We start from the raw sequence: 2366 nt of genomic DNA, 5'->3' as shown, positions 1-2366 counted from the left end.
GCGGCCTTGGCGAGGGCGGTTGCCATGGTCGTCACCTCCTGGGAACTCATCGGGTCCGTTACTTGATGCCGAGACCGGCGTCGTCGACCGCGTCCCGGCCCTCGGCCTCGAGGACCTTGTTCAGCGGGGCGAGGTCGTAGATGCCGGTCAGGTCCGGCCGCTCCAGCAGGCCCGCCTCGACCGCGTGCTTCGCCTGCGCGTCGAGCGTGGCGGCCAGCGGATCGTCGGTGAACCGGATGGACGGCCAGGCCTGGTCGATGACGTCGGCGGGCAGGGCCTTGCCGGTGTCCGTGGCCAGCTGCGCGTTCGCCGCGGCCTTCGCCTTCTCGGGGTTGGCCTCGATCCACCGGTTGGCCTCGACGGAGGCCCTGAGCACCGCCTCCACGGCCTTCGGGTGCTCCTTCAGGAAGTCCTGCCGCACGATCACGTTCGTGATCACGAACTGCTTGTCCGGCCACAGGTCGGCCTCGTCCAGCAGCACCTTCCCGCCCTCGGCGACCAGCTTCGACGCGGTCGGCTCCGGCACCCAGGCGCCGTCGATCGAGCCGGACTGGTAGAGGTCGGGCGTGACCTTGTTGTCGGAGCGGACGACGGACACCTCGCCCTCGCCGCTCTCCGCGTCGACCTTCCAGCCCTGCTCGGCGATCCAGTTGAGGAAGGCCACGTCCTGCGTGTTGCCGAGCTGCGGAGTGGCGATCCGCTTGCCCTTGACGTCCTTGAGGGACTTGACCTTCTCCGGGTTCACCACGAGCTTCACACCGCCCGAGGCCGACCCGGAGATGATCCGCAGGTTCTTCCCGGCCGCCTTGACGTAGCCGTTGATGGCGGGCGAGGGCCCGATCCACCCGATGTCGATGGACCCCGAGTTGAGCGCCTCGATCTCCGACGGGCCGGCGTTGAAGGCGGCGTACTTCGCCGTCGTACCGCCGAGTTCCTTCTGGAAGATCCCCTCGTGCCGCCCCACCAGCGCGGTGGCGTGGGTGAGGTTGCCGAAGTAGCCGATGCGCACCGAGTCCAGGCCGTCGACCTTCGCGGCCCCCGGTATCGCGTGCTCGGTGTTCTCCACGGCCTGGGAGCCGTAACCGCAGGCGGCCGCGAGCCCGATCAGGGGCAGCACGGCCAGTACCGCGAGGGTACGGCGCAGGGCGGGGATGGCAGGCACGGGAGGCTTTCCTCTCGGTGGCCCGGCTTCACGCCCTGCTCAGGCGCGGCCGGGGGAACGGCAGATGGACGAGGGGCGGGTCAGCCGGCACATCGGCCCACTCCGCCCTCGCCGCTGCCGAGGGCGCCGCTGCCGACCCGGCCGCCCTCCTTGGCGAACGACTCGTAGTACCCGGTGGAGTTCATGGTCAGAAGTCCCAGCCGTCGTCCTCGGCCTCGTCCTTGACGGGCTCCGGGGAGGCGAAGGACTCGCCGACCATGCCGGCGGTGAGGGTCGTGCCGTCGCTCGGGTCGATCAGGATGAACGAACCCGTGCGGCGCGAGTCGGCGTAGGAGTCGACCGGCAGCGGCTCGGCGGTACGGATCTTCACCCGGCCGATGTCGTTGGCGACGAGCCGGCCCGGGTGCGGGTGCAGGGACAGGTCGTCGAGCGTGAGCCGGGACGGGATGTCCTTCACGATCGCCTTGACCGTGCGGGTGCCGTGCTTGAGCAGCACCCGGTGGCCGACGGTGAGCGGCTGGTCGGCGACGTGGCAGACGGTGGCCTCGACGTCCTGGGTGGTGGCCGGCGCGTCCTTGGTCGGCACGATCAGGTCGCCGCGGGAGATGTCCACGTCGGTCTCCAGCAGGACGGTCACCGACTGCGTGGTCCACGCGACGTCGACCGGCTCGCCCAGCAGGTCGATCCCGGAGATCCGGGACGTACGGCCGGACGGCAGCACGGTGATCTCCTCGCCGACCCGGAACGAGCCCGCCGCGATCTGGCCCGCGTAACCGCGGTAGTCGGGGTGCTCGGCGGTCTGCGGACGGATCACGTACTGCACGGGCAGACGCGCGTGGCAGTGGCTGAGGTCGTGCGTGACGGGCACGGTCTCCAGGTGCTCCAGCACCGTCGGGCCGCCGTACCAGTCCATGTTCGCGGACGGCTCCACCACGTTGTCACCGGCGAGTGCCGAGATCGGGATCGCGGTGACCTCCGGGACGCCCAGCTCGGTCGCGTACGCCGTGAACTCCTCGGCGATGGCGGCGAACACGGACTCCTGGTAGTCGACGAGGTCCATCTTGTTGACGGCGAGGACCACGTGCGGCACCCGCAGCAGCGCGGCCAGCGCGGCGTGCCGGCGGGTCTGCTCGACGACGCCGTTGCGGGCGTCGATGAGGATCACCGTCAGTTCGGCGGTGGAGGCGCCGGTGACCATGTTGCG

The 2366-nt window shown here is 70.5% G+C and carries 2 protein-coding genes; both read right to left on the bottom strand.

Going from position 1 to position 2366, the window contains the following annotated elements; translation table 11 throughout:
* Positions 1 to 58 precede the first annotated feature (58 nt).
* On the bottom strand, positions 59 to 1162 hold the full coding sequence (locus AC068Z_RS42190) for an aliphatic sulfonate ABC transporter substrate-binding protein (RefSeq protein ID WP_478569089.1): 1104 nt from the start codon (positions 1160 to 1162) through the stop codon (positions 59 to 61).
* A 187-nt stretch (positions 1163 to 1349) separates the two neighbouring features.
* Positions 1350 to 2366, bottom strand: a 1017-nt coding sequence (locus tag AC068Z_RS42185; RefSeq protein ID WP_478569086.1) for a sulfate adenylyltransferase subunit 1, incomplete at its 5' end; no start/stop codon positions are given.

It is taken from the genome of Streptomyces sp. NPDC043726 (assembly GCF_056436565.1).
Note: the sequence above shows the minus strand (reverse complement) of the source record. Positions and strands in the feature narration are given on the sequence as shown.